Genomic DNA, 22359 nt, shown 5'->3' on the forward strand with positions numbered 1-22359 from the left:
TTATATCCACTTCATGAAACAGGATATGTCAAGTGCCGACGTTGCTGCAGTTGTTGCCGAGCTGTCAGGGGGTCCAAAGTCCATTCTGGATTCGAAGATCGGGAAGATATACCAGCCCGCAAGTGGGGAAATTCGCATCAACCTTTACATTTTTCACAAGGGAAGGGACAATCTGTTCATTGAGGCCGGGAAGCGTATCCATTTAAGTAAATATTTCAAGGAAAGTCCCACGCTTCCTCAGGCTTTCCCCATGCTCCTCAGGAAATACCTTGCAGGGGGCAGGATCGTATCCGTGGAGCAGCATGACTTTGACAGGATCGTAAAGATCGGGATTGAGAGGGGCGGGGTTAGAAACACCCTAATTGTGGAGCTGTTCGCCCGGGGAAATGTCCTGATCGTGGATTCTGAAAACAAAATTATTCTTCCAATGAACCCCGTGACTATGAAAGACCGCAGGCTGAGGAGCGGGGAGATTTATGAGCTTCCGGAGGCACAGTTGAGCCCTGTGGAGGCTAAGGTTTCGGACCTTATGGATGCGTTTTCAAAATCAACGGCTGATATAGTCCGGACCATTGCTACAAGATTCAACCTTGGAGGGGTCCTGGCAGAAGAAGCCTGCGCACGTGCAGGAATTGAGAAGTCTAAACCTGCAAAAGAAGCCACTGTAGAGGATGCGGAAGGGCTCCGGGAGGCGCTACAGGATCTCTTTTCTCCGCTGTTCAAAAGGGCCGCAGGCAAAGGCAAAATAAAGTTTGAATCTGAAACAGGTGCCGAATCTGAAACAGGTGCCGAATCTGAAACAGGTGCCGAATCTGAAACAGGTGCCGAATCTGAAACAGGTGCCGAATCTGAAACAGGTGCCGAATCTGAAACAGGTGCCGAATCTGAAACAGGTGCCGAAACTGAAGCTGGAATTGAAACTGAAGCTGGAATTGAAACTGAAGCCAGCAATGAAATACAGGTTGAAGAAGGTATAACTCAGGCTGGAAGTGAAGATCAGGTTCCGGGACTCCGACCTCAGCATATAAAGATGGAAATCAACGGGAAGATAGAAACCTTTGATGTGGTGCCTTTTGACCTCTCCCGTTATTCTGAATACGAAAAAGAATATTTTGATTCCTTTAATACGGCACTTGACGAGTTTTTCGGGAAAAAATCACTGGAACAGGTTGCAGAGGTAAAGGAAGCTGAAAAAAAGGAGAAACACCTTGGCGTTTACGAAAGGCGGCTTCTCCAGCAGGAAGGGAGCCTTGCAAAGTTCGAAAAAGATATCGAGAAAAATAACCTTCTTGCAGAGATAATCTACGCCAATTACCAGACCATCGAAGAGCTGTTCTCCGTACTCAACGGGGCAAGGGCGAAGGGTTATTCCTGGGATGAAATCCGTTCTATCCTTAAGCAGGCTAAAAAGGCTGTTCCTGCTGCACAAATGATTACAAATATTGACCAGAAGACCGGAACTGTAACGGTTGAGCTTGACGGCAAAAGCGTCAACCTTGATATCCGGAAGACAGTGCCTCAGAACGCCCAGGAATATTACGAAAAGGTCAAAAAGTTTACTAAAAAGAGAGATGGGGCTATCAGGGCTATTGAGGATACCAGAAAGGCTATTGAGAAAAAGGCTGCTGCAAAGGTTTCAAAGGCAGGGAGGAAGCTGCTGGCATCCAGGAAAAAGCACTGGTACGACCGGTTCAGATGGTTTGTGTCCTCAGACGGTTTCCTGGTTGTAGGAGGCAGGGATGCCGACACTAACGAGGAAGTTTTCAAAAAATACATGGAAAAAAGAGATATCGTCTTCCATACACAGACTCCGGGTGCTCCTCTTACAGTTATTAAAACCGGAGGAAAGGAGGTGCCGGAGTCTACTCTTCGGGAAGTCGCACAGTTTGCAGTTTCTTATTCTACCCTCTGGAAATCCGGGCAGTTCAGCGGGGACTGCTATTGGATTAAAGCCGAACAGGTTACTAAAACTCCTGAGTCCGGGGAGTATATTAAAAAAGGGGCATTTATTATCCGCGGGGAACGCAATTACTTCAAAGACGTACCTCTTGGAATTGCAGTCGGGCTTGAGCTGAAAGGGGAAACAAGAGTCATAGGCGGGCCTGTTTCTGCAATCCGAAAGCACGGAGACTATATCCTTGAACTTATTCCGGGAAAATTCAATCAGAATGATATCTCGAAAAAAATCTACCGGACTTATGCGGATGAGCTTGGTGACCCTCGTTTTGTAAAACAGATCGCATCCCCTGACCTGGTAGCTATGATGATCCCTGCCGGGGAGTCAGACCTCAGAACCCAGAAACCCGGACGAAAAGGCCAGGGGATTGAGCCCGAAGGAGAAGAATACATACTTCGGGAATTGGAAGACGGACTTGAGGGCAGTGAGGATGAAGCCGAAGAGGAATTTGGAGATGAAACTGAAGAGGAATTCGGAGAAGAAACCGGAGAATGTATTGAAGTGGAAATTGAAAAAGAGACCAGAGAGGAAAGTGAAGAGGGAAGTGAAGAGAAAATTGAAATGCATGGAGTGAAAAAGGTATGAGGGTTACGAACCGTTCTCTGAAAGGCAGGGAAGGGGAAATTGCCGTAACAGCCGAAACCCTTGATGACCTCTGGCACCTGAAATACATAATTGAAAAAGGGGACATGGTCTTTGCCCTGACCAAACGGAAAGCCGATAGCGCAAGCGACAAAATCCGCCCGGAAAAAGTAGAGAAAGTAAAGGTCAGACTTGGGATCAGGGTTGAGGAACTGGAGTTCCATAAATTCGCGAACAGGCTGCGAATACACGGACCAATAGAACATGGGATGGACACCGGCTCCTATCACACTCTTAATGTAGAAATAGGGACTAACATTTCCATCGTCAAGGAGCACTGGAAAAACGACCAGTTTCAGCGTATCCAGGATGCTGAAGAGGCGGGGAAACGTCCTAAGGTTGTTCTTGTGGCAGTCGAAGAGGGCGATGCAGACATTGGTTTTGTGCGCCACTACGGAATTGAGATATATTCCCATATCCGGCAGTCTTCGGGGAAGCGAGAGACCGGGCTCAGGAATGTATTTTTCAGTGAAATTGTTGACCAGCTCAGGCATGCGGTTCCCGAGGACGCATCTATAGTGATTGCAGGTCCCGGGTTTACCAAAGAAGATTTCCTTAAATATTTCCGTGACGTTGAGCCTGACATGGCTTCAAAGGCGCTGACTGAAGACACTTCCATGATAGGGATGTCCGGTTTTCAGGAAGTGCTCCGCAGGGGGGCGGTGGACCGAATAATGCAGGAGTCTCGTATAGCCCGGGAATCCTCTCTTATGGAAGACCTCATCAGGGAGATTTCAATGGACGGAAAAGCCGCTTATGGTTTTGATGATGTTAAAAACGCTCTCGGGTATGGGGCTGTCGAAACCCTGCTAATTGCTGATGAAACCCTGCGGGAAGGGCGGGAAAAAGGAGAAGATGTAGACAGACTCCTGATGGAGGTTGAGCAGGCGCAGGGAAAGGTTGTTGTATTCAGCACGACCTTTGAGCCCGGGGAAAAGCTTCACAAGCTGGGAGGAATTGCAGCTTTGCTCCGCTTCAAAGTGAAGGGTTGAACCGATGCTGGACCTGTGATCTCAGCTTTTTTACTTTTCATATGCTCTAATTTATTTTACTTTTGTTTTTGCCCTTTTTTGTCTTTTTTGTCTTTTTTGTCTTTTTTGTCTTTTTTTCGTTATTGATGTCTTCTGTCTTCTATTTTATGTGACTCTTATACGATTTATTTTATTTTCTGTGTTTTATGTTTTATTTAGTATTATTCTAATTTTTCTCAATTCAATTTCGTAAAACTTATTAACTATTCCGCTTTATTTGTTGTTACATTTAATACAATATATAACACAATTTGCTTATTATTTCCTTTAATTTATAACTTAATTTATATCATTTGATAAAAATGAGTGATGATGTTTATGTGTTCAGGTATCAAAAAAGCTTTGTCTTCACTTTTTGTTGCATTTGCAATCTTTTTGATGCTCCCGCCTTTAGGCCTTGCAGCTATTGCTATCAATGGGGCTCCTCTTGACACCAATGAAATCTCCTCCGATGGTTTTTGCTGGAATGCAACCACTTTTGGGGGCTTTTACTATTCAGCAAACAAACACAAGGACTTTGTAGCCTCTGAAAACTGGTTTGGAGAGCACCTTCAGTACATCGAAACCGACGGTCAGGATGAACTTGGAGTCAACAACCCCGGAAACCATGTTATTGGTGAAGGAGAACTTGTTTATTCTACAAGGCAGTTCCCCAACAAGTATAATCTGGTTTCTGACCTCGGGCTTGATGCCTGTAAGACTCCTGCAGATCTTGGAGGCATGTTTTTCTACAAGATCCCCTGGTTTGGAAAACCGTATGTTGCCGTTGAAAATGATGCTACTCAGCTCGCAAATCTTGTAATCAATCAGAAGAGCAGTGAGAAAAAAGAGCTGAAAGCCGGTGATGTCTGGGAGCTCGGGAAAGGTTACTCTCTGACTGTGAACCAGGTTGATGTCGATGGGAATAAGGTCTGGTTCTCCTTATCTAAAGATGGAGAAGAATTGGAGTCCGGGATTGTGAATGCAGACGGGACTGTGGAAAATCAGACCTTTTCCGCAACTGCAGACTTTGGAGGTGGAAATGACCAACTCTACTTCATTACCTATGTGGACTCCGTTTTTGTGAGTGCTGTTGATTCCTTTGCAGTCTTCAAATATACCTGGCTTATTGACAAAGATGACCTCCTGATTATTGAAAATGGGGATGAATACCAGGGCTTTGAAGTAAAAGAAGCTTCTGAAAATGGTATTGTTCTAAAAAATTCTGATTCGATTACCCTGAACCTTGATAAGGATAAAAAGAATTATTTTACCGACTCCTGGTATTTCCAGACCTCAGATGAGGGAAAAGGCAGTACTTCTCCGAGTGGATACATTATTTATCCTGCAAAAGAACTGAGCAAGCCTGGAAATTACACTCTGAGAGGTCTACCTCTTGACACCAATGAAATCTCCTCCGATGGTTTTTGCTGGAATGCAACCACTTTTGGGGGCTTTTACTATTCAGCAAACAAACACAAGGACTTTGTAGCCTCTGAAAACTGGTTTGGAGAGCACCTTCAGTACATCGAAACCGACGGTCAGGATGAACTTGGAGTCAACAACCCCGGAAACCATGTTATTGGTGAAGGAGAACTTGTTTATTCTACAAGGCAGTTCCCCAACAAGTATAATCTGGTTTCTGACCTCGGGCTTGATGCCTGTAAGACTCCTGCAGATCTTGGCGGCATGTTTTACTACAAACTTCCCTGGTTTGGAAAACCGTATGTTGCCGTTGAAAATGATGCTACTCAGCTCGCAAATCTTGTAATCAATCAGAAGAGCAGTGAGAAAAAAGAGCTGAAAGCCGGTGATGTCTGGGAGCTCGGGAAAGGTTACTCTCTGACTGTGAACCAGGTTGATGTCGATGGGAATAAGGTCTGGTTCTCCTTATCTAAAAATGGAGAAGAACTCGAGTCCGGGCTTGTAGAAACCGACGGGACTGTAGAAAGTCAGACATTTACCGCAACTGCAGACTTTGGAGATGGAAATGACCAGCTCTACTTCATTACCTATGTTGACTCCGTTTTCGTAAGTTCATTTTATTCTTTTGCAGTCTTCAAGTATACCTGGTTAATCGATAAAGATAACATCCTGGTTATCGAAAATGGGGATGAATACCAGGGCTTTGAAGTAAAAGAAGCTTCTGAAAATGGTATTGTTCTAAAAAATTCTGATTCGATTACCCTGAACCTTGATAAGGATAAAAAGAATTATTTTACCGACTCCTGGTATTTCCAGACCTCAGATGAGGGAAAAGGCAGTACTTCTCCGAGTGGATACGTTATTTATCCTGTAACGGATGTGGTTATTGAAGTCGAAACCGTCTATGAATCCGCAGACAAGTCTACAGAAGAATCCAACGTAACAGATGTGGCTCCGGGTTCAAACGAGTCTGAAGACATCTCGCCTGATTACAGGTCAGCTCCTGTCGAAATTGCGGGCTCTGAAGACATTAATAGTTACCCTGAGGAAGCTGCAGAGGAAGCCCCCGCAAAACTTCCGGGCTTTGGAATAGTTTCCGAGATTCTCGGGGTTATGGGATGTCTGGCTCTTAGAAGAAAGAGTTAATCTGTTATTATCAGGTGAAGAATATAATAGAGAGGTATTCTCTTGGAGGTTTATTCTCTTTGAGAATTATCTCTCCCCTAATTGCGCCTCGCCCGAATTGCGCCTCGCCCTAATTGCGCCTCGCCCGAATTGCACCTCGGGAGTACGCGGTCCTTTTCGCTGCGCTCAAGAGGACCAATTGATGGATCAGAGTAGTTGATTTGCCCGCTCAAGCGGAATAAATTGCAGATCTTTCTGACCCGTACAACCATATTCGCTATCTTGTGTCGTTCTTGTCACGCTCGACGCAGGAGAGCGGTTTTTTCCCAAAATGAAAACAAGAGAAAAGAAAGTCAGAGGGTAAATATAGCATAAAAAAGCAAAATTAAAAACGCTAGAAAAATCCGGCACTTATTTCTTTTTTTGCAGGGCCGCCAGAAAAGCTGGCTGAAGCGCTTATATTTTCTGTGAATTGAAAAAAGATTTTCGGGGTTAAGGTAAGTATTCTCTCAGCCTCGGCAGCATTTTTTCAGTATATTGTCTCTCTTAATTGCGGTACCGGTTTACAGGTTATTTTTTCTAACGTGGCCGGCAGGGCTATGTCCCATGTGGTGCAGGGAGAAAAAACTGAATAATTCCCTGGATCCTGGAAATAGATCAACCGGTAAATAGGAGGCCGCCTTTTTATGTTCCGGTTCGTATTATTTTTATCTTTTTTAGTTCAAATTCGTAAAATTTATTAATCATTCACTTTTATTTGTTGTTACTTTTAGTCTAATTTATTATATTATTTGCTTATGTATTGTTGCTTATTATAGTTATATTTATTAATTTTAATAAAAAGAGTGATAATCTCCTATGAAACCCAATATCCAAAGAACTTTGTTTTCACTGTTTGCTTCGCTTACAGTTTGTTTGATGCTTATCCCTTCGGGTTTTGCAGCTCCAACTCCTGCTGTCTCTGGTTTCCCCTTCGACACCAATGCAACCTCATCTGATGGTTTTAACTGGAATGCAGCCACTTTTGGTGGCTTTAACTACCCTGTAAACCAGCATAAAAACTTTGTAGCTTCTGAAAACTGGTGTGGTGAACGCCTTCAATATGTCGAAAAAGACGGGCAGTACGAACTCGGCAACGGCGATCCAGGAAACCATATAATAGGTGAAGAAGAACTTGTGTATTCTACCCGCCCGTTTTCCAGCAAATATACACTTGTTTCCGAACTTGGCCTTGATGCCGGAACAACTCCTGCAGAACTTGGCGGAATGTTCTATTACAAACTTGCCTGGTTCGGAAAACCCTATATTGCCATTGAAAATGATGCAAGGCAGCTTGCAAATATTGTAATCAGCCAGAGTGGCGGTGACAAAAAAACACTTAAAACCGGTGAGACCTGGGACCTTGGGAAAGGCTATTCGCTAACAGTGAATCAGGTTGATATCGATGGAAAAAAGGTCTGTTTCTCCTTATCTAAAAATGGGGAAGAACTTGAGTCCGGTATTGTGGAAGCTGACGGAACTGTAGAAAATCAGACCTTTTCCGCAACTGCAGACTTCGGAGATGGAAAGGACCAGCTCTATTTCGTTACCTATGTGGACTCCGTTTTTATGGGTGCTGTTGATTCCTTAGCAGTTTTTAAGTATACCTGGCTCATCGACAGGGATGACGTGATGCTCATCAAGAATGGAGATGAATATCAGGGTTTTGAGGTAAAGGAAGCTTCAGAAAACGAGATAATCCTGAAAAATTCAAAATCTATCACTCTGAATCTTGATAAGGATAAAAAGACTTATTTTACTGATTCCTGGTATTTCAAGACTTCAGATGAAGGAAAGGGCAGTACCTCTCCTGCTGGATACGTTATTTTCCCTGCAAAAGAACTGAGCAATCCTGGAAATTACACTCTGAAAGGTTTACCTCTTGATACGAACGAGACTTCATCCGATAGTTTTTGCTGGGATGCGACTACTTTTGGCGGCTTTGTCTATCCTGTAAACCAGCATAAAGACTTTGTATCTTCTGAAAAGCGTTGGGGAGAACGCCTTCAGTACATTGAGACAGATGGGAAGGATGAACTTGGAAAAAACAACCCCGGAAATCACGTAATAGGTGAAGAAGAACTTGTGTATTCTACAAAGCAGTTTTCCAGCAAATATACACTTGTTTCCGACCTGAAGCTTGATGCCGGGACAACTCCTGCAGAACTTGGCGGAATGTTTTACTACAAGCTTTCCTGGTTCGGAAAACAATATGTTACGATTGAAAATGATGCAAGGCAGCTTGCAAATCTTGTTATCAGCCAGACTGGCAGTGATAAAAAAGAGCTTAAAGCCGGTGAGACCTGGGACCTCGGGAAAGGCTATTCGCTAACAGTGAATCAGGTTGATATCGATGGAAAAAAGGTCTGTTTCTCCTTATCTAAAAATGGGGAAGAACTTGAGTCCGGTATTGTGGAAGCTGACGGAACTGTAGAAAATCAGACCTTTTCCGCAACTGCAGACTTCGGAGATGGAAAGGACCAGCTCTATTTCGTTACCTATGTGGACTCCGTTTTTATGGGTGCTGTTGATTCCTTAGCAGTTTTTAAGTATACCTGGCTTATTGACAGGGATAACACCCTGATTATTAAAAACGGGGAGGAATACCAGGGATTTGAAGTAAAGGAGACTTCTAAAGATGGAATTGTCCTCAAAAATTCAAAGTCAATTACCCTGAACCTTGATAAGGATAAAAAGAATTACTTTACTGATTCCTGGTACTTCCAGACCTCAGATGAGGGAAAAGGTAGCACTTCTGCAGAGGGATATATCATCTATCCTGCAACCGATATTACTGTAGAAGATAAATCTGCTTTAGGATCCACAGAAAACATGACTTCTGCAAAAGAGGAATACGTAACAGAAACAACGCTTAATACCACTGACTCTAAAAGTGTCTCTAATGAATCTGCATCCACTCCTCTGATCCAGAATTCGTTTGACGACAAAGGTATTGATAGTCAACCTGAAGAAGAAGCTTCCTTAAAAACTCCGGGTTTCGAAATACTTGCCGGAATTTTCGGGGTCGTTCTTTGTCAGGCTCTTCTAAAAAGAAGAAATTAACCTGCTGTTTAAAAAGGGAGACTAAAAAAGAGTGACCTCCTCAAGTCTCCCTTTTTTCTCTTCCTTTTTTCTAAATCCTGATTTTCGGTGTATTTTTTACCTTATAACTGCCGTTTTTAACTTTATCCCATTCTTTGTTAAATCAAGAGAAGGGCGATAAATCCGCTTAAAAAAATTCCATCAAAGGTCCCTGCTCCTCCTATGCTTGCAATCGGTGCTCCAAGGTTCTTGATTTTTCCAAGATTAAGTAGGTCGGCTCCTATAAGGGTCCCGAGCACTCCTCCTGTATAAGCAATAATAACGCGGCATGATTCAACAGGGCAGCCAGAGATATGGATAACCGAAGTAAGCAAGACTGCGGTAAGAACAGCTGTCAGGGGTGGGATCAAAGCTGGGGTTGCAATGCCTATTCCTCTTATTGGCCTTGCTACGGCATAGGTTATAGCTGCAACAATCGCCACACCAATTCCAGCAAGATAGATAGAAGAAGGAAATTGTTTCAGGAGATAAGCGGAAATCAGGATCGGAATTATTGCACCTCCTACATTGATAGCAAGTACGGTTTCATTCCTGACCATCTCCCGGGTAGGAACCCTGTAGGAAATCCCAAAGACCTTTACATAATTTTCCCTGACAACAGGAATATCAGACTTCAGGATTGTAAGTGGGATATTGATCCCGCTTCCAAGGAGAGATAGAAGCAGGATTAAGAGCGCATCTTCTGCGGAAAATCCTATTTTCATGAAAGCAGAGGCAATAATCCCCAGAAACAGAGATCCAAGCCCGAAGATCATGATGATAATTAAAAGGAAAAGGAATTTCAGGCTGAAAGGCATGTAGAAGGCCTGTCTGCTCATGGAATCACTCTCTTTTCTTCTGTTTTCTTCTCCTGTTTTCTTCGATCCTGTTTTTTTCTATCCTGTTTTCTTCCATTCTGTTTTTTTCTATCCTGTTTTCTTCTCCTGTTTTCTTCGATCCTGTTTTTTTTATCCTGTTTCCTTTTATTAAGGGGTATGTGTACTCTCTTTATTAATGAGTATCCGTTTCATTCGAATTTCCATGCCTGCACCGGAGGGCTCTAATTAATAGGCAGTTAAAAAAAGGTCGTTAAAATATTTTTTTCCTGAATTTTCAGGTCAGATGTATCTGGTAGCAGGCTGTAAGGATTCCATACAGATGGTTTCTTTTGCGTCTTTGTATACTCTGAGGACTCCTCCTGACTCTGATACTGTTACTGAAATTGCTACTGTGTCCCTGCTGATGGCGGCTGCTGACACATGCCGCCCACCCAGCCCTTTTTCAATATCAATATTTTTCCCGTCCACGTCAAGGTATCTTCCGGCTGCATGGATTAAGCCTGTCTCATCTATCACAAAAACTCCGTCAAGCTGGGCAAATTCTTTTATAGACTCCCAGTTTTTTCTGTCAAGGACGTTTCTGTGGATTTCCTCATGACCTGCATAAGGGTTAAGGATTATCTGATGGGAGCGCTTCAGGACTTCTTCTGAATCACCTACAATAAAAGCAGCCCCTATTTTTTTCCCTTCTCTGCCTGTGAGGGCGATATCAAAAGCGATTTTCAGAACTGCATTCATGACTTCAGGCATGACCCTCTCTTCACATTCTTTCATTGCTTTTACCAGAGGGTTTTCATCGAGACTATGGACTATAATAGAGCTGGAACCGCGAGTTTCGACAACACCAACGACAGTCCCGCTTCTGGGCCCACCAAGTACGTACTCTATAGCTGCGGCATGCTGCAAGTGGTCTACGTTGCCCGAAGCTTCTCTGTTGAGTTGGTCGCTAAGTTCTTTTGCAGGACTTTTTCCTTCTTTACCGGTTGCTACGAGGTGATCTATTATGCTTTTCGGGCGCATGGAAATATAATAAACCGGTACCCCTCCGGTCTCGATCTCCTCAAAGCTTACATCCCCTGAGACCATAATTGCGGCAGCATCAAGTTCCTGGGAAATACGGGCTGCCGCTTCTGCAATTATATGTGCTCTGTCCATGTCGTCCACCCCTTTTCTATTTTTACGCAACTATAGTTGCAGTCCTGCTTTTTTGCTATGAGGTTAATTTATGTTCTGCTTTGATTTTGAAGTTAATTATTATTTCTTTGAGTTAATGTTATTCCCATAGGGGGAACATTAGTACTCAGAGTTAACATTAACGGTAATTGCATACATAACAGGCCTGTTTACTGTGTAGTGTAATATTTGATATATTATAATTGTTCTGGGATTGCTCTTATTTTTTCTTTTTTCTCTGTTATTTTTCTTCTCAATTCTTGCTACCTATTTCTCTCATAGTTTTTTTAATGTTTCCAGATCACTCAGGTTTACAATTTTTTATGGAAACGTCATCCTGAATTCGTTTTTTCTGAACGGCAACGTGATAGAAACGTTTTTCTGGTCCTTTCTTCTATTTTATACTGGTGGAAGCTTTGATCAGGACGTTTATAGCAGTGGAACTGGACCCGAATTTCGGGGAGCAAATTCGTCAAATCCAGGAGAGATTTTCTGATTTTGACCTGAAGTTTGTTAACCTTGAAATCGTTCACATAACTCTGAAGTTTCTCGGTGACATTAAAGAATCAATGGTTATCCCTCTGGCCAAGGCTCTTGATTCACTTACTTGTGAGCCTTTCGAAGCAAAAATTGAAGGGATCGGGGTTTTCCCAAAGGCTTCGAATCCTAAAGTCCTGTGGATGGGAGCAACAGGAAACTTCGAAACTCTCCATGATGATGTGGAAACTGTACTGAGACCTTTTAAGTTCAAAGAGGATGAGAGGACATTTACTGCCCACGCTACCCTTGCCAGGGTAAAATCCCTGAATAAAGATCAAAAAAACATTTTTGCCGATGCTCTGAAAGAGTTTAAAGATACAAAAATTGGTAGCATGCGGGTAAATAAAGTGCTTCTGAAGAAAAGCACTCTAACTCCCAAAGGACCTATTTATGAGACCCTGCATACGGCATATCTGGATTGACAGCTGCTTGCGCTGGACTATGTCAGTCTTCCATACTCCGATCAGTTCCTTTTGTGTATCTTTACGACAAAACCTCACACTGATTTGACCTCAGTTATAGCCTTCTGCTTCATATTCTTTAAATCCGCTTGAATACACAAGCCTGTGGTCTTCGGTTATTATGAGGCATTCAATACCTTCAAGATTTTCTATCATCTCAAGTCCTTTTTCTTCTCCCATCACGAAGACTGCAGTTGCAAAAGCATCGGTGTCAATAGCATTTCTGGCAATTACCGTGCTGCTAATTATGCCTTCTGAAGGATATCCTGTTCTCGGGTCCGAGATGTGGGACACTCTCGCCGATTCGTTAAAGTAGCGTTCGTAGTTTCCGCTTGTTGCTACTGCAATATCATTAGCTTCAATTGCAGTGACGTATTGCCCGCTTCTGTCAGGGTTCTGAAGGCCCACTATCCAGGGTGCCCCATCGGGCTTTTGACCTATATATCTCCCGTCTCCTCCTGCGTTTACAAAAGCGTTTTCAATCCCTTTTTCCTTCAAAGACTCTATTGCTTTATCAACTGCGTAGCCTTTTGCGATTCCTCCCAGGGCTACTTTCATCCCGGGTTTCAGACTTACATTACCATTTTCGGTGTTTATTTCCGAATAGTTTACGAGTTTGAGTGTTTCGTTCAGTTCATCTGCAGTTGGGGGCTTTTGCGATCCTTCAGGGAGGAATTTACTTTTCCAGAGATCAAGTACTGGCTGGATGGTGATATCAAAGGCTCCTCCGCTTTTCTCTGAATAATTCTTTGACTGTTCCAGCACGTAGATAAAAGAAGGGTCAGCATTTTCAACTTCTCCTCTGGTATTCAGGATATTGAGCTGACTGTCTTCTTTTGAGGGGCTCATAAGAGTGTCAACTTTATATATCTCAATAAAGGCATCATCTATAGCCTTCGAAGCTTCACTTTCATTCGAAGTATATACGGCTATCGTAACTGTAGTATCCATGATGCTTTTTGTCTGTTGAAACTCCTGAAGTTCTCTATCCTCTTCAGGCTCAGATTGCACGCAGCCTGATACTAAAATCGATATACACAGTAAAAACGCAAATAGTGTTTTATATTTTGAATCCATGTCCTATCAATTTTTCCTGCTTGTTTTTTAATTTTGGGTTATTTTTATGATTCGATCCAGATGTTTTTTTTCACCGGTATCGAGATAAAAATGAAAGTGAAAGTGAAATTTTATTTTTATTCCTTTTTTTGATTACTTTTTTATTTACAATGTTTTCCTTTACTTTTCTATTTTTTCTTCTTATTCTATTTTTTGTTTTTTTTTTGTTGTCTCTTTTTATTGATGGGAAATCTGTTATGATCTTTTGCTATCTCTTTTGTGTTGCATATATCCCATGTTATGTGCAGGACATTCTATAGTTGTTCTTTTTGATTACTGGTTGACTCATGATTAATGGTTAATGACTTATTAGTTATTGACTACTTCATAATTTAACATATTTTGTCTCTATCTCATGTTATTATGCCTTTTTATGTGTCTTTCCTCGTTTTTGAGGGCTCAATCGGGTTTTTTTTTCATCTGATTATTTGAGTGGATCCTTTACCTGATTTTTAATGTATAATCATGTATATTTTCTCTGGAAAACTATATATATTAAATAAGTTTAATATTTAAAATCGATCTTATGTATATTATATAACTATATACTATACGTTACTTGTTATATATTGCATATATATTTTTATTACATTATAAATGCCTGTACAATTCCCTCAAACTTATTTCGAAAGAAATAAGTATTACTTCACGCAAACATTTTTCGTTGAAGTAGAATTTAGCTTTGTTTTTAGGAGTAAAATGGCTATCTAAAGCAAGGAAAGGAAAAAGCCGGTGATCAAAAAGCCTTCAGGAAAACCAATGATGCCAAAAAGGGCCAGGCTAGCTGCTCATGCCAGTTCCTTCTCGCTTCAGTTTTCCGTTAATTGATTTCCTTTCGGTCTCTGGATGATGCAACTGGAGGTCTGGAAGGAATGGCAGTGTACACCCCGAGCAGTGTACGATTCAGCCGCAAATATCCTTCAATCTCATTCATTATTCAATATATTCAATATCAACATATTCAATATAAGCTTCAAGTTGTTGAAATTTGAACCTTGTTTCTTTCCAAGCATGAACATAACAACGTGAACAAAAAAAAAGAATGTGGTCGTTATGAATAGGTTAAATCTGTTGGTGTCGGGAGTCGCTGTGTTGCTTCTCATGGCTGCTGGTGCCTATTCTTCTCTTGGTTATGCAGGGAATGATCAAATAGCATCCCATTACATGACTAAGGGAGAATGGTCCGATACGGTTTGTGGAGGCTGTCACTTCGATGTCTACGAAAATGTCAATGATTCTTATCATGTACAGGTAGATATGAATCGGTGGTCTCCCCTTACAAATTTTGATCTTGAGACATCTGGAGAAGAGGAATGGGTCAAAGAATTCGGGAAGTATCATCCTGGTGGAGGTCCGCTTGCAAAATATGGTATTGGCATTGACTGTATGATGTGCCATGAGCAATACGGTCTCTACGATTCCGAAGCCCGTGCCGAGAAGATCGAAGAGGGAGATTATGAAGATGCAAACAGTGCAGCCATGGTAAATTCCAGTTTTGCTGCAAGGACCAATCCTATACAGTTTTTTGTCTACAATGCTAACCTTCTTACCCCCTACCCCCTGCTGATCGTTTTCCACGATAATGTAAACGGCGCTCCTCAGGAATCTTCTTGTGCCGAGAAGTGTCACATCACCGATGTGGAACCGAGGGCTGTATCCTGGGGCGATGAAGAATCCTATGCCGAGTCAGACGTTCATGCAGCAAAAGGCGTTGAATGTACGGAATGTCACCACACTGAAGGTTTCATCATAACCTCGGATCACCAGATAGGACGTGGAAACACCTCTGATTCCCCTGACCTTCCGGAGAGCCACTATGATGGTACCATGCGTAGCTGTGACGACGCTGAGTGCCATGCAGGTATCTCTCACGGTCCGTTTGCTGACTCTCACATGGAATTCCTTGCCTGTGAAGCCTGCCATATCCCCAAACTTCCGGGAGGAGATCTGCCGGGTGGCAAGCCACTTGAGTCTTTCAGCTGGCAGAATGGAGAACGAGAAGATGTTTATCGGGAAGCAGACTTCCAGCCTGCCCTTGCCTGGTACAACGGAACTTTCGGAGATGTCCTTCCGAGTGTGGATACAAGGAATGACACAGATGTAATGCTTACCCCGTTCAATAATATTACCGGAACCTGGTGGGACGCAGGTACTGACCCTGAAGTGCTCGCAAACCCGAACACTAGCATCTCTACTGGAGATCCGATCCCGGTACAGTATGTAAAGGCAGCAGATGCCAACGGGGACGGTGAAGTCACAGTGGAAGAAATGCAGGCTTATGATGCTGACGGAGACGGAGAGGCCGACTACCCGAATGCGGTGTTGAGAACTGTGGAGCTCTACTACCAGGTTGTTCATAGTATTGTGAGCAGTGATATTGGACTTGCTGATCCATACACCTGCAAGGACTGTCACGGGAATGAAGCCGTGATTGACTGGGCAGCCCTCGGTTATGAGCAGGATCCCGGAGGAGAATCTTCGGCCGTGAAGAGTATCGCAGTAACTTACGATAGGCCAAAACCTGTAGAGGTTGAAACAGAGCCTGCATTCTAAGGAGGTGGCAAACCTGAGTGACGTTATTAAAATTGACAAACTGCCTGAAAAGGCAATTATACCCATGAGGCAGCATGATGGAATTGCTTGTGCTCCTCTGGTAAAGAAAGGCGATGAAGTTATTGTCGGTCAGAAATTGGGGGAATGCGAGGGCAGTGACCTCGCTTATGTCCATTCCCCTTTCTGCGGGACTGTTAACTCAATTGGACTAATGCCAAACCCCAGCGGAAAGAGAATCCTCAGTGTTGTGCTCACGCCTTCGGAGTGTGAGCAAACGGTTGATTTTATACCTGAAAAGAATGTGCCCCCTTCAAGGTTAATTGAGATTATCAAGGAAGCGGGAATTGTAGAGTATTATGAAAAGCCCACATACCTTGCTCTTAAGCCTGGAAAGAGGATTGACACCCTGCTTATGAATGCAACTTTTCCCCTTATTACCCATGCTTATCTGAGTTCTCTTGACAAAGTCCTTGAAGGGTTCAAGCTTATGCTTGAGGCAAGCGGGATTCCAAGAGGGGTCATTGTTTTAAGGGCAGATGATAAGGAATCCATTAAAGCCTTTAAGAATGCAAAGGTTGATGGTAAACCACTTACTGTTGCTCCTATCGTTGGAATGAGGCATGCTGACTACTACCTTGAGGACGTAGAGGATCAGATTATCGTTGTTGCCGCAGGAAATATCACATACACTCCTACGATGATGAACCTGCTTTCAGCCAATGTAATGGGTAGAAAACTTCTGCTGGGACACGAGCTTCCAGATGTTCATGTAGTAGTATGCGGGGTAAAATCTGCTAAAGCAGTATACGATGCAATCAACGAGGGAAAACCCTATCTCGAAAGTGCAGTAACAGTTACAGGGGCGGTTAATAACCCGAAGACTGTAATTGTCAAGTTCGGGACTCCGATCAAGGACGTAATCGATGCCTGTGGAGGGTATAAAGGCGAACCCGGCAAGGTTATTATTAATGGATCCATGGGCGGAGTAGCCGTGTATACGGACGAGGTGCCTGTGGTTAAGAATACCGTCGGAATTGTCGTCCAGACAGAAGCTGAAGTCCTGAGGGACGAAGCAACTGTTTGCATTCACTGTGCACGTTGCGTGGATGTCTGTCCCATGAACCTGCTGCCTGGGAGAATTGCCGCTATGGCTGACCAGGGCATGTTTGATAGGTGCAAAGATTATTTTGCTTTAAATTGTATCGAATGCGGAGAATGTGCTGTAGTCTGTCCTGCTAAGAAACATCTTGTGCAGCTCATACGCTATTCAAAGCTTCAGATTATGAATCAAAAGAACGAAACAGTGGAGGCGACGGAATGACATCCTTTACGGTATCTCCCCCTCCTCATAGAAAAAAGAAAATTTTCATCAAAAATCTCATATGGAGTAGGATTTTTGCCCTGTTACCCATCAGTGCAGCAGCTGTTTATTTCTTTGGATTTGCTGCTCTAGGGAACTTAATTGCTTCAATTTTAGGGGCAGTGGGTATCGAGTTTGTAATCCAAAAGGCGTTCAATAAGAAGCTTACAATACTAGACGGAAATGCCATCTATCTTGGGCTCTTGCTTGCTCTCATTTCTCCGCCTACACTTCCTGCCTGGATGATTTTTATAGGAGGGGCGTTTGCTGTAGGAGTTGGGAAGCATGCATTTGGAGGAATCGGGTCTTATATTTTCCATCCCTCACTTGCAGCCTGGGTTTTCTTAAGCCTTGCCTGGGCTCAGGACATGCTTCCGGGAACTATCCCGATTTTAAGTAGCTTTTCGGACCTGATCCTTGAGAATGGAGCCGGATTCCTTACAGATGTTTCTCCGATCCTTGTGCTTCTTGCAGGAGTTATACTCATACTTGTGAAATATATTGAGTGGAGAATCCCGCTATCATATCTCTTGACAACGGTTATCCTGGCTTTAGCTCTTGGAGACCCCCTGGCTTATGTGGTTTCGGGGACTTTCCTTCTTGGAGTGTTCTTCCTTGCCACGGAAACCGTTACAAGTCCGGTAACCCGGAACGGAAGAATTGTTTATGGAATCCTTTGTGGGTTTCTTACCGTGGTTTATGGGTATTTCTCAGGAAACTATGTATGGGGTACCCTTTATGCCCTGCTTCTGTCAAACGCGGTAGCTCCATTCATTGAACTTAAAACTCTTCCAAAACCCATGGGAGGTGTAGCGGATGAGTGATAGTAAGGAAATTACAAAAGTTATTGTAACAATAGTGGTAATTTCTGCTGTTGCTGCAGCTTTGCTTGCGCTCACCTATACTCCTACCCAGGCAAAGCTCGAACTTTTACAGGCAGAGCAGCAGAAAGAAGCCATGAAGGCAATCCTTCCTCAGGCTTCTGATTTCGAACCAGTTACCGGATCTGAGGTAGATGATGATGGAAATCCTGTTGTGCTTTACTACCGGGGAGTTGATTCTTCCGGAAATGTTGTAGGCTATGTGGTTGAACGGAACCAGGTAGGAGCCCAAGGTATGATTCAATTGCTTGCGGGAATTTCCTCGGATTTTGGTACGATCACAGGGTTTCAGGTTATGAAACATTCCGAAACCCCTGGTTTAGGAGCCCTTATTACCACCCCTGAATTCCAGGGGCAGTTTGTGGATCTTCCGGTGGCCGATACGAGTTTGACCAAAAATGGTGGTCAAGTTGATGCGATTTCTGGAGCTACGATCTCTTCACAGGCAGTGGTAGATGCGCTGCACAGTGCAGTTGATTATGTATCCGCACAGGAGGGCTGATATGAATCCTATAAGTGAATTTATACGCGGAATTACTAAAGACAACCCTACCTTTGGGCTTGTGCTCGGGCTCTGTCCGACTCTAGCAGTCACAACATCCGTGGAAAACGGGATCGGTATGGCCATGGGTACACTGTTCGTGTTGGTAGGTTCGAACATGATGGTTTCTGCGATCCGAAAAGGAATTCCGGGAACAGTTAGGCTTCCCATTGAAATTATTGTCATTGCAACTTTCGTTACGATCGTTGACATGGTGATGGAAGCATTTACACCGGACCTGTACGCATCTCTCGGCGTGTTCATTCCTTTGATCGTGGTCAATTGTATTGTTATTGGAAGGGCTGAGGCCTACGCCCTGAAAAATGGGGTCTTTTATTCGATTATCGACGCTCTTGGTGAGGGTACGGGTTTCCTGCTCGTGTTAATTCTCATCGGAGGAATCAGAGAACTGCTGGGGACCGGCATAATTGATCCGTTCGGAATGACTCTCATCAACCTGAGTGGTATAATAACCCCTGCAATGTTCATGACCATGTCACCAGGTGCCTTCCTCACAATTGCAGTGTTGATGACCATTGTGAACTATCGCAGGCAGCAGAAAGCTGCAAAGGGTGGTTAAAATGGCAGAATCTCTATTTACAATCTTTCTTGAAGGAGTGTTCATCAAGAACTTTCTTCTCATTCAGTTCCTGGGTCTATGTTCTTTTGTGGGCGTAACCAAGGACTTGAAAAGTGCTTCAGGAATGTCGGGCGCTGTAGTCTTCGTCATGGCGATGGCAGCAACCGTATCCTTTGCTCTGTATAATTTCATTTTAGTACCCCTCAAGCTGGAGTTTCTGCGGACTATCGCTTTCATCGTAGTTATCGCAGCACTTGTGCAGCTTGTAGAGTTTATCGTTAGGAAACATGTGCCTGCCCTTTATCGTTCCCTTGGGATCTACCTACCTCTGATTACTACCAACTGTGCGGTTCTCGGGGCTGTGCTCCTCAATGTCATGAACGATTACAATTTCGCTCAGAGCGTTGTCTTCGGAGTTGCCGCAGGGCTTGGCTATACGGTTGCTATGCTGATGATGGCTGCAATAAGGGAAAGGAGCGACCTGGTAGAAGTGCCGAAGTCCGTAGGAAGGGGTGTAACATACGCCTTCTTCATTGCGACTATTATGTCGATGTCTTTCGTGAACTTCTTCGGGGTGATTCCACTTGAGTGATGTGCTCATAAACTCTATAGCCGTACTTGCGGGCCTGGGGTTTGCAGTTGGGGTAATGCTGGTCATTGCTTCCAAGGTCTTTAAGATCGATTCGAATCCCCTTATTGATGATGTTGCTTCCCTTTTGCCAGGGGCAAACTGTGGAGGTTGCGGATTTGCAGGTTGTGCAGCATGCGCTGAAGCAATCGTTGAACAGGGTGCTCCTATAAACAGTTGCCCTGTAGGCGGTTTTGAGGTTGCAAAGCAGATCGGTGCTCTTCTTGGCCAGGAAGTTACGGAGTCTGAGAAGGCTTTCCCTTTTGTCCGCTGTCAGGGTGGACAGGCTCACTGTACGACCCTTTATGATTATCATGGAGTGGAGGGCTGCAAAGCTGCCCTCATGCTCTGTGATTCCAAGAAAGGTTGTACCTACGGCTGTATTGGCCTTGGGACCTGTGTCAGAGCCTGCCAGTTCGATGCCCTCTCCATGGGAGAAGACGGCTTCCCGGTTGTGAACAAGAATCTCTGTACCAGCTGTGGGAACTGCATTGCAGCCTGCCCTAACGGTATACTTACCTTTGCCAGGGACTCAGAGAAAGTGCATGTTCTCTGCCGCTCCCACGATAAAGGTAAAGACGTTAAGGCGGTCTGTGAAGTCGGCTGTATCGGCTGTAAGAAATGTGAAAAAGAATGCCCCACAGGCGCTATCAAGGTCACCAACTTCCTGGCTGAAATTGATCAGGAAAAGTGTACAGCATGCGGAGCCTGTGTTGCTATCTGCCCGCAGAAATCAATCGAGCTCCGGTAATCCGGGCTCGTTTTTTCTGACAGCCTTTTAAGACTAACGAGGTGAAAAATATGCCGTACAAAACTTTCCTTGGCTTGCCTGAAAATATCGTGGCAGCTCTTTGTTACCCTGTGGGTTGGCTCTCTGGCCTGTTCTTCTTGCTCCTTGAGCGCAAGAACAAGTTTGTCCGCTTCCACGCCATGCAGTCGGTCCTGCTCTTCATGCCGTATGTTCTCTTCCTTTTCCTGGTGGCATGGATCCCAACGATCGGCTGGGCCATTGCAGACAGTGTCGGAATGCCCGGGATGCTTCTCATCGTGATCCCGATGTACATGGCCTTCAGGGGCTCAAAGTTCAAAATCCCAATCATAGGAAAGATTGCCTACAATTTTGCCTATGGTGAGTAAACAAACAGATTTAACCTGAAAAACCGAATTGTCCCCCAAAGGGCAATTCAACCTTTTCTTTTTGGATTATTTTTCTCATTTTGGATTATTTTTCTCATTTTGGATTATTTTTGTATTTATGGAAAATATTATGGAAAAATCACTCCAGAGTATGCTGGATAACACCTTTTTTGGCGGCCCTATAGGATTTCTCTGCAAGTTCAGCACTTCCCTTTATTTCCATAATTTCCATGTCGAAAGTGCGGGCAAAACCCCGGATATTTTTATGGAAATCAGGGTTGTATGAAAGGCCGGTATCGATTTTTACAACTCGTGAGTTTCTTGGGTCCTTCAGGAAATCGTTGTTGAAATTCCGGGATTTCTTCCTTTCTTCTCTCCACTCTTTCCAGCTCGAGGCCCACATGGCGTGAAGTAGAGGGCGCCAGTCCCCCTGAAGGTCTATATATGGTTTCGCTGTAGGCGGTGTTTCCCCCGAGGGCGGCGCTTATGCAGTCTGCCACGATTTCCCTATTTCCGTCTTTCAGGCAGTAAAGGGGGCACTCAAATCCCGAAAAATCCTCTTCCAGACTCTCAAAGGCTTCTCCGCAACTGCAGTAAAAGAGGAGGATTCCATCCGAGAATGCTGCCATTTCCCTGATCTTTCCGTAGACTTCAGACTTAAGGAGATCGATATCGTCATGAAGCCAGAGCCGTACCCGTTTTTCCAGGAGAAAAGGAACCCTTCCCAGGGGCGCTGTTCCGGGAAGGCAGTTATCTGACTTGAGTTTCTGGAGCAGCCCGAAACTATTCCTTTTTTCAACCACAATCAACTGCTGTAGCAGGTACCGGGCCGGAGCAGGTGCCGGGCCGGAGTAGGTGGCGTAGATAAGGCCTTTCCTGAAAGTTTCCTGTTCAAACTTGAACATTTTACGGAAGGATTCTTTCTGGAGTTTTCCCAGGTTTCGAGGATATCCTGCACATCTGCAGTGTTGTGTTCCTCAACAAGGAGGAGTATATTGCTGTATTCTAAAAGGGTCTTCTTGAACTCCTCAAGAGTATGTGGGGGGCAGCTAAGCTTCTCTCCGTAGTTCCGACAGCTGTGAGCGCATTAAGGTTTGTCCGGTTCTCTATTGTTAAGTTAATGTTTTTAGCTTATTTCGGGAAATTTTGTTTTTCGGTTTTTGATTTGATGCCAGTAAAAATTTTCGACATTAAATGAACTGAAAGTTAAAAGATTGCATTGAATCAAAAAAAATGAAAAATAGATTCGGAGTATTATATTATATTATATT

General features: G+C 43.8%; 17 protein-coding genes and 2 pseudogenes. 13 read left to right on the forward strand and 6 right to left on the reverse strand.

Annotation, left to right across the window (positions count from 1 at the left end):
- Positions 1 to 13: 13 nt before the first annotated feature.
- From rqcH to MSWHS_RS12055, 4 genes are all read left to right on the forward strand, one after another.
- The gene (gene rqcH / locus MSWHS_RS12040) at positions 14 to 2542 is read left to right on the forward strand and encodes a ribosome rescue protein RqcH (RefSeq protein WP_048159135.1); all 2529 of its coding nucleotides are present in this window, start codon (positions 14 to 16) and stop codon (positions 2540 to 2542) included.
- Positions 2539 to 3591, forward strand: coding sequence for an mRNA surveillance protein pelota (locus tag MSWHS_RS12045; RefSeq protein WP_048159136.1), 1053 nt, complete (start codon positions 2539 to 2541; stop codon positions 3589 to 3591). Before rqcH ends, MSWHS_RS12045 begins: the two co-directional genes overlap by 4 nt.
- Before the next feature lie 348 nt (positions 3592 to 3939).
- Positions 3940 to 6180 (forward strand): S-layer protein domain-containing protein, encoded by a 2241-nt coding sequence (locus MSWHS_RS12050; RefSeq protein ID WP_231585415.1) that lies wholly within the window; start codon positions 3940 to 3942, stop codon positions 6178 to 6180.
- 897 nt (positions 6181 to 7077) lie between these two features.
- Positions 7078 to 9261, forward strand: a complete 2184-nt coding sequence (locus tag MSWHS_RS12055) for an S-layer protein domain-containing protein (protein ID WP_231585416.1) — start codon at positions 7078 to 7080, stop codon at positions 9259 to 9261.
- Between the two features lie 137 nt (positions 9262 to 9398).
- Here MSWHS_RS12055 and MSWHS_RS12060 read toward each other — a convergent pair whose 3' ends face one another.
- Entirely contained in the window at positions 9399 to 10118 is a 720-nt protein-coding gene (locus MSWHS_RS12060) for a DUF1614 domain-containing protein (protein WP_048159138.1), read from the reverse strand.
- A gap of 279 nt (positions 10119 to 10397) precedes the next feature.
- On the reverse strand, positions 10398 to 11273 hold the full coding sequence (locus tag MSWHS_RS12065) for a diadenylate cyclase (protein WP_048129750.1): 876 nt from the start codon (positions 11271 to 11273) through the stop codon (positions 10398 to 10400).
- 425 nt (positions 11274 to 11698) lie between these two features.
- Here MSWHS_RS12065 and thpR point away from each other — a divergent pair, with 425 nt between their 5' ends.
- Complete coding sequence (gene thpR / locus MSWHS_RS12070) at positions 11699 to 12253, forward strand: RNA 2',3'-cyclic phosphodiesterase (RefSeq protein WP_369798540.1); 555 nt, start codon at positions 11699 to 11701, stop codon at positions 12251 to 12253.
- Between the two features lie 90 nt (positions 12254 to 12343).
- Here thpR and MSWHS_RS12075 read toward each other — a convergent pair whose 3' ends face one another.
- Positions 12344 to 13369, reverse strand: coding sequence for an FAD:protein FMN transferase (locus MSWHS_RS12075; RefSeq protein ID WP_048129748.1), 1026 nt, complete (start codon positions 13367 to 13369; stop codon positions 12344 to 12346).
- 1140 nt (positions 13370 to 14509) lie between these two features.
- Here MSWHS_RS12075 and mmcA point away from each other — a divergent pair.
- From mmcA to MSWHS_RS12115, 8 genes are read left to right on the forward strand one after another with little or no spacing between them, the layout of a single operon-like run.
- Positions 14510 to 15961: a methanogenesis multiheme c-type cytochrome gene (mmcA, locus tag MSWHS_RS12080; protein ID WP_231585738.1), complete on the forward strand. Its 1452-nt coding sequence runs from the start codon at positions 14510 to 14512 to the stop codon at positions 15959 to 15961.
- The gene (rnfC, locus tag MSWHS_RS12085; protein WP_052722710.1) at positions 15939 to 17282 is read left to right on the forward strand and encodes an Rnf electron transport complex subunit RnfC; all 1344 of its coding nucleotides are present in this window, start codon (positions 15939 to 15941) and stop codon (positions 17280 to 17282) included. Before mmcA ends, rnfC begins: the two co-directional genes overlap by 23 nt.
- Positions 17279 to 18145 carry an Rnf electron transport complex subunit RnfD gene (gene rnfD, locus MSWHS_RS12090; protein ID WP_048129746.1) on the forward strand — a complete coding sequence of 289 codons (867 nt, stop codon included), beginning with the start codon at positions 17279 to 17281 and terminating at the stop codon, positions 18143 to 18145. Before rnfC ends, rnfD begins: the two co-directional genes overlap by 4 nt.
- A complete protein-coding gene (rnfG, locus tag MSWHS_RS12095) occupies positions 18138 to 18704 on the forward strand; it encodes an Rnf electron transport complex subunit RnfG (RefSeq protein WP_048129745.1) in 567 nt (188 codons plus the stop codon). The genes rnfD and rnfG overlap by 8 nt, the downstream gene beginning before the upstream one ends.
- A 1-nt stretch (position 18705) precedes the next feature.
- Entirely contained in the window at positions 18706 to 19323 is a 618-nt protein-coding gene (rnfE, locus tag MSWHS_RS12100) for an Rnf electron transport complex subunit RnfE (protein ID WP_048129744.1), read from the forward strand.
- Position 19324: 1 nt separating this feature from the next.
- A complete protein-coding gene (gene rnfA / locus MSWHS_RS12105; protein WP_048129743.1) occupies positions 19325 to 19915 on the forward strand; it encodes an Rnf electron transport complex subunit RnfA in 591 nt (196 codons plus the stop codon).
- Between the two features lies 1 nt (position 19916).
- Positions 19917 to 20702 (forward strand): Fe-S cluster domain-containing protein, encoded by a 786-nt coding sequence (locus tag MSWHS_RS12110; protein WP_369798612.1) that lies wholly within the window; start codon positions 19917 to 19919, stop codon positions 20700 to 20702.
- 50 nt (positions 20703 to 20752) lie between these two features.
- The gene (locus MSWHS_RS12115) at positions 20753 to 21088 is read left to right on the forward strand and encodes a DUF4870 domain-containing protein (RefSeq protein WP_048129741.1); all 336 of its coding nucleotides are present in this window, start codon (positions 20753 to 20755) and stop codon (positions 21086 to 21088) included.
- Positions 21089 to 21227: 139 nt separating this feature from the next.
- Here MSWHS_RS12115 and MSWHS_RS22040 read toward each other — a convergent pair whose 3' ends face one another.
- The 3 genes and pseudogenes from MSWHS_RS22040 to MSWHS_RS22390 form a co-directional block, all read right to left on the reverse strand.
- Positions 21228 to 21491, reverse strand: coding sequence for a DUF1638 domain-containing protein (locus tag MSWHS_RS22040; RefSeq protein ID WP_255350467.1), 264 nt, complete (start codon positions 21489 to 21491; stop codon positions 21228 to 21230).
- A gap of 94 nt (positions 21492 to 21585) precedes the next feature.
- A pseudogene (locus MSWHS_RS22385) lies at positions 21586 to 21993 on the reverse strand (DUF1638 domain-containing protein); the annotation flags it as partial.
- Positions 21894 to 22163, reverse strand: a pseudogene (locus MSWHS_RS22390) (DUF2284 domain-containing protein); the annotation flags it as partial. The pseudogenes MSWHS_RS22390 and MSWHS_RS22385, both read right to left, overlap by 100 nt.
- Positions 22164 to 22359 lie beyond the last annotated feature (196 nt).

The sequence above is a fragment of the Methanosarcina sp. WWM596 genome, from assembly GCF_000969965.1.
Classification (GTDB): Archaea; Halobacteriota; Methanosarcinia; order Methanosarcinales; family Methanosarcinaceae; genus Methanosarcina.

Coding starts and splice junctions, on each gene's coding strand:
- MSWHS_RS12060 (WP_048159138.1), bottom strand. CDS start 10,118: ATGAGCAGACAGGCCTTCTACATGCCTTTCAGCCTGAAATTCCTTTTC.
- MSWHS_RS12050 (WP_231585415.1), top strand. CDS start 3,940: ATGATGTTTATGTGTTCAGGTATCAAAAAAGCTTTGTCTTCACTTTTT.
- mmcA (WP_231585738.1), top strand. CDS start 14,510: ATGGCTGCTGGTGCCTATTCTTCTCTTGGTTATGCAGGGAATGATCAA.
- MSWHS_RS12115 (WP_048129741.1), top strand. CDS start 20,753: ATGCCGTACAAAACTTTCCTTGGCTTGCCTGAAAATATCGTGGCAGCT.
- MSWHS_RS12055 (WP_231585416.1), top strand. CDS start 7,078: ATGCTTATCCCTTCGGGTTTTGCAGCTCCAACTCCTGCTGTCTCTGGT.
- rqcH (WP_048159135.1), top strand. CDS start 14: ATGAAACAGGATATGTCAAGTGCCGACGTTGCTGCAGTTGTTGCCGAG.
- MSWHS_RS22040 (WP_255350467.1), bottom strand. CDS start 21,491: ATGTGGGCCTCGAGCTGGAAAGAGTGGAGAGAAGAAAGGAAGAAATCC.
- rnfD (WP_048129746.1), top strand. CDS start 17,279: ATGACATCCTTTACGGTATCTCCCCCTCCTCATAGAAAAAAGAAAATT.
- rnfE (WP_048129744.1), top strand. CDS start 18,706: ATGAATCCTATAAGTGAATTTATACGCGGAATTACTAAAGACAACCCT.
- MSWHS_RS12065 (WP_048129750.1), bottom strand. CDS start 11,273: ATGGACAGAGCACATATAATTGCAGAAGCGGCAGCCCGTATTTCCCAG.
- MSWHS_RS12045 (WP_048159136.1), top strand. CDS start 2,539: ATGAGGGTTACGAACCGTTCTCTGAAAGGCAGGGAAGGGGAAATTGCC.
- MSWHS_RS12075 (WP_048129748.1), bottom strand. CDS start 13,369: ATGGATTCAAAATATAAAACACTATTTGCGTTTTTACTGTGTATATCG.
- rnfG (WP_048129745.1), top strand. CDS start 18,138: ATGAGTGATAGTAAGGAAATTACAAAAGTTATTGTAACAATAGTGGTA.
- rnfA (WP_048129743.1), top strand. CDS start 19,325: ATGGCAGAATCTCTATTTACAATCTTTCTTGAAGGAGTGTTCATCAAG.